Below are 5,653 nucleotides of genomic sequence, written 5' to 3'. Positions count from 1 at the left end.
TCTGGGTGGCCATCGTGAATTGGTGTCCGGCGGTGTCCTACTCTCCCACAGGGTCCCCCCTGCAGTACCATCGGCGCTGAGAGTCTTAGCTTCCGGGTTCGGAATGTGACCGGGCGTTTCCCTCTCGCTATGGCCGCCGTAACCCTCTCAGACACACCCACCAGCCGAAGGCGTGGTGGTGGTCAAATCTGGGTCACACGTCATGCGTGTGTTCAGTTGTCCGCCCCGAGCAGTGTCGGGTGCGGTGTGGAGGTCGTGTCTTTGCGAACACGACCCGCGGTATGGAGCCCGTATTCTGGGAACCACAAAGTGGACGCAAGCAATCTCTGACCACTCCTACCAGCCTTTACAACGGTATGAGTGTAGTGATTATCAAGTTATCGGCTTATTAGTACCGGTCAGCTCCGACAGTCTTTAGTCCTGTCTTCCACATCCGGCCTATCAACCCAGTCGTCTGGCTGGGAGCCTCTCCCCCGAAGGGATGGAAATCTCATCTCGAAGCCGGCTTCCCGCTTAGATGCTTTCAGCGGTTATCCGTTCCGAACGTAGCTAATCAGCGGTGCTCCTGGCGGAACAACTGACACACCAGAGGTTCGTCCATCCCGGTCCTCTCGTACTAGGGATAGATCTTCTCAAATTTCCTGCGCGCGCAGCGGATAGGGACCGAACTGTCTCACGACGTTCTAAACCCAGCTCGCGTACCGCTTTAATGGGCGAACAGCCCAACCCTTGGGACCTACTCCAGCCCCAGGATGCGACGAGCCGACATCGAGGTGCCAAACCATGCCGTCGATATGGACTCTTGGGCAAGATCAGCCTGTTATCCCCGAGGTACCTTTTATCCGTTGAGCGACAGCGCTTCCACAAGCCACTGCCGGATCACTAGTCCCGACTTTCGTCCCTGCTCGACTTGTCAGTCTCACAGTCAAGCTCCCTTGTGCACTTACACTCGACACCTGATTGCCAACCAGGTTGAGGGAACCTTTGGGCGCCTCCGTTACTCTTTAGGAGGCAACCGCCCCAGTTAAACTACCCATCAGGCACTGTCCCTGAACCCGATTAGGGTCCGAAGTTAGATATCCAGAGTGACCAGAGTGGTATTTCAACAATGACTCCACGAACACTAGCGTGCCCGCTTCACAGTCTCCCACCTATCCTACACAAGCCACACCGAACACCAATACCAAACTATAGTAAAGGTCACGGGGTCTTTCCGTCCTGCTGCGCGTAACGAGCATCTTTACTCGTAATGCAATTTCGCCGAGTTCGCGGTTGAGACAGCTGGGAAGTCGTTACGCCATTCGTGCAGGTCGGAACTTACCCGACAAGGAATTTCGCTACCTTAGGATGGTTATAGTTACCACCGCCGTTTACTGGGGCTTAAATTCTCAGCTTCGCCTTGCGGCTAACCGTTCCTCTTAACCTTCCAGCACCGGGCAGGCGTCAGTCCGTATACATCGTCTTGCGACTTAGCACGGACCTGTGTTTTTAGTAAACAGTCGCTTCCCACTGGTCTCTGCGGCCATCGAACGCTCCCGGAGCAAGTCCGTTCACGCCTCAGGCCCCCCTTCTCCCGAAGTTACGGGGGCATTTTGCCGAGTTCCTTAACCACGATTCTCTCGATCTCCTTAGTATTCTCTACCTGACCACCTGAGTCGGTTTGGGGTACGGGCAGCTAGAACCTCGCGTCGATGCTTTTCTTGGCAGCATAGGATCACCGATTTCGACTTGCGTCTACCCATCAGATCTCAGGCTATATGAACGACGGATTTGCCTATCGTTCGCCCTACATCCTTAGACCGGGACAACCATCGCCCGGCTCGGCTACCTTCCTGCGTCACACCTGTTAATACGCTAAACGCACCAGCACGGGGTCGTACGCTAGGCCCAACGCTTCACCCCGAAGGGATCCATCAAAGGGATTCAGATACTTAGCACTACTGGATTGTCTTGGGCGGTTCTTCGCCGGTACGGGAATATCAACCCGTTGTCCATCGACTACGCCTGTCGGCCTCGCCTTAGGTCCCGACTTACCCAGGGAAGATTAGCTTGACCCTGGAACCCTTGGTCTTCCGGAGGACGGGTTTCTCACCCGTCTTTCGCTACTCATGCCTGCATTCTCACTCGTGTGGCGTCCACGGCTGGTTCACACCGCCGCTTCACTCGCCACACGACGCTCTCCTACCCATCAACACGGCTGGACCACGAAGGCCTACCACTAATGTCAATGCCACAACTTCGGTGGCGTGCTTGAGCCCCGTTACATTGTCGGCGCGGAATCACTTGACCAGTGAGCTATTACGCACTCTTTCAAGGGTGGCTGCTTCTAAGCCAACCTCCTGGTTGTCTGTGCAACTCCACATCCTTTCCCACTTAGCACGCGCTTAGGGACCTTAGTTGGTGGTCTGGGTTGTTTCCCTCTCGACTATGAAGCTTATCCCCCACAGTCTCACTGCTGCGCTCTCACTTACCGGCATTCGGAGTTTGGCTGACGTCAGTAAGCTTTTGGGCCCCATCGGCCATCCAGTAGCTCTACCTCCGGCAAGAAACACGCAACGCTGCACCTAAATGCATTTCGGAGAGAACCAGCTATCACGAAGTTTGATTGGCCTTTCACCCCTATCCACAGCTCATCCCCTCCATTTTCAACTGAAGTGGGTTCGGTCCTCCACGACGTCTTACCGTCGCTTCAACCTGGCCATGGATAGATCACTTCGCTTCGGGTCTAGACCCTGCGACTGAATCGCCCTATTCGGACTCGCTTTCGCTACGGCTGCCCCACACGGGTTAACCTCGCCACAGAGCACTAACTCGCAGGCTCATTCTTCAAAAGGCACGCCGTCACCCCAACATGGGAGCTCCGACGGTTTGTAAGCAAACGGTTTCAGGTACTATTTCACTCCCCTCCCGGGGTACTTTTCACCTTTCCCTCACGGTACTTGTCCGCTATCGGTCATCTGGGAGTATTTAGGCTTATCAGGTGGTCCTGACAGATTCACACGGGATTTCTCGGGCCCCGTGCTACTTGGGATACTCTTCACGCCATAACACCATTTCGACTACGGGGCTCGCACCCGCTCTGGCCAGGCATTCAAACCTGTTCGTCTATGATGCGCTGTAACGTTCAGTGCTCGGCAGAACACAACAAAAAGTCCCACAACCCCGACCATGCAACCCCTGCCGGGTATCACACATGATTCGGTTTAGCCTCTTCCGCGTTCGCTCGCCACTACTGACGGAATCACTGTTGTTTTCTCTTCCTGTGGGTACTGAGATGTTTCACTTCCCCACGTTCCCTCTACCCGCCCTATATATTCAGGCGGGAGTCACCAGGTCACCACAAGGGGCCTGGCGGGGTTTCCCCATTCGGAAATCCTCGGATCACAGCTCGTTTATCAGCTCCCCGAGGCTTATCGCAGATTACGACGTCCTTCTTCGGCTCCAGATGCCAAGGCATTCACCGTTTGCTCTTAAAAACTTGAAAATCACATGAGTTTAAGAAACCACAACTCGAAAAGTTGCAGATCCAATGATTGGCAAGAACACAACCCGAAGGCTGCTCCTTGCGAATCTTGTCGACCCGAACAACCCGCAAAGGCTGCCCGAGTCTAAGATGCTCGCGTCCACTGTGTAGTTCTCAAAATACGGGCGGTATCCCTCCCCCACACACCCAGGCGTGGAAAAAGGATCCAGGAGAGTCGAGATCCAGCCACCCCCGAAGGAGCAGCCGGCCCGGTCCCTCAGGACCCAACAGCGTGCATGTGCAGTAGCCCACCCGCTCGTGCGTTCCCAACCCGAAGGCTGTACTGACACGAGACGAATCTCTTCCTGCACCCAGTTCAATGTTCCACCCATGAGCTACCAGCAAAGACATTCGCTTTGATCTGGCGCCTGGAACAACCTCTACGCCGAAACGCATGGTGTCCAGATGCTCCTTAGAAAGGAGGTGATCCAGCCGCACCTTCCGGTACGGCTACCTTGTTACGACTTAGTCCTAATCACCGATCCCACCTTCGACAGCTCCCTCCTTGCGGTTAGGCCACTGGCTTCGGGTGTTACCGACTTTCATGACTTGACGGGCGGTGTGTACAAGGCCCGGGAACGTATTCACCGCAGCGTTGCTGATCTGCGATTACTAGCGACTCCGACTTCATGAGGTCGAGTTGCAGACCTCAATCCGAACTGAGACCGGCTTTTTGGGATTCGCTCCACCTTACGGTATCGCAGCCCTTTGTACCGGCCATTGTAGCATGCGTGAAGCCCAAGACATAAGGGGCATGATGATTTGACGTCATCCCCACCTTCCTCCGAGTTGACCCCGGCAGTCTCCTATGAGTTCCCACCATGACGTGCTGGCAACATAGAACGAGGGTTGCGCTCGTTGCGGGACTTAACCCAACATCTCACGACACGAGCTGACGACAACCATGCACCACCTGTATACCGACCTTGCGGGGCAACCATTTCTGGAAGTTTCCGGTATATGTCAAGCCTTGGTAAGGTTCTTCGCGTTGCATCGAATTAATCCGCATGCTCCGCCGCTTGTGCGGGCCCCCGTCAATTCCTTTGAGTTTTAGCCTTGCGGCCGTACTCCCCAGGCGGGGAACTTAATGCGTTAGCTGCGACACGGAGACCGTGGAAAGGTCCCCACATCTAGTTCCCAACGTTTACGGCGTGGACTACCAGGGTATCTAATCCTGTTCGCTCCCCACGCTTTCGCTCCTCAGCGTCAGTAACGGCCCAGAGAACTGCCTTCGCCATCGGTGTTCCTCCTGATATCTGCGCATTCCACCGCTACACCAGGAATTCCATTCTCCCCTACCGCACTCTAGTCTGCCCGTACCCACTGCAGGCCCGAGGTTGAGCCTCGGGTTTTCACAGCAGACGCGACAAACCGCCTACGAGCTCTTTACGCCCAATAATTCCGGACAACGCTTGCACCCTACGTATTACCGCGGCTGCTGGCACGTAGTTAGCCGGTGCTTTTTCTGCAGGTACCGTCAAGCCGAAGCCCTTCTTCCCTACTAAAAGAGGTTTACAACCCGAAGGCCGTCATCCCCCACGCGGCGTTGCTGCATCAGGCTTTCGCCCATTGTGCAATATTCCCCACTGCTGCCTCCCGTAGGAGTCTGGGCCGTGTCTCAGTCCCAGTGTGGCCGGTCACCCTCTCAGGCCGGCTACCCGTCGTCGGCTTGGTGAGCCATTACCTCACCAACTACCTGATAGGCCGCGAGTCCATCCTTGACCGAAAAACTTTCCACCCGCACCCGATGCCGGGGCAGGTCGTATCCGGTATTAGACGCCGTTTCCAGCGCTTATCCCAGAGTCAAGGGCAGGTTACTCACGTGTTACTCACCCGTTCGCCACTAATCCACCCAGCAAGCTGGGCTTCATCGTTCGACTTGCATGTGTTAAGCACGCCGCCAGCGTTCGTCCTGAGCCAGGATCAAACTCTCCGTAAAAAAATTACGAACACCAACCCCGAAAGGAAGGCACTCAAGTTTGACCTCTAGCAAATAAGACATCATTACTGACATCAATTTCCAAAGGAACCCAACCGGATCACAAGACCCGGACGGGGTTATAAATTTGGCATTGAACATAGTGCACGCTGTTGAGTTCTCAAGAATCGGACACATCCCGCCTCCACACC

3 rRNA genes are annotated in these 5,653 nt (G+C 55.2%); all 3 read right to left on the bottom strand.

The features are described 5' to 3' along the window. Nucleotides 1-24: 24 nt before the first annotated feature. The 3 genes from rrf to EDF43_RS21575 all read right to left on the bottom strand — a co-directional run bounded on the left by rrf (nucleotide 25) and on the right by EDF43_RS21575 (nucleotide 5,462). Nucleotides 25-141: ribosomal RNA gene (gene rrf / locus EDF43_RS21585) — 5S ribosomal RNA — on the bottom strand. A gap of 227 nt (nucleotides 142-368) precedes the next feature. Beyond that, nucleotides 369-3,484: ribosomal RNA gene (locus EDF43_RS21580) — 23S ribosomal RNA — on the bottom strand. Nucleotides 3,485-3,939: 455 nt separating this feature from the next. Further along, nucleotides 3,940-5,462 (bottom strand): 16S ribosomal RNA (locus tag EDF43_RS21575). Together the 16S, 23S and 5S rRNA genes form the textbook arrangement of a ribosomal RNA operon. Between the last annotated feature and the right edge of the window lie 191 nt (nucleotides 5,463-5,653).

The sequence above is a fragment of the Rathayibacter sp. PhB179 genome, from assembly GCF_004345345.1.
Lineage (GTDB): Bacteria > Actinomycetota > Actinomycetes > Actinomycetales > Microbacteriaceae > Rathayibacter > Rathayibacter festucae.
The sequence above is the reverse complement of the archived record's forward strand: the minus strand, read 5'-3'. Positions and strand labels throughout refer to the sequence as shown.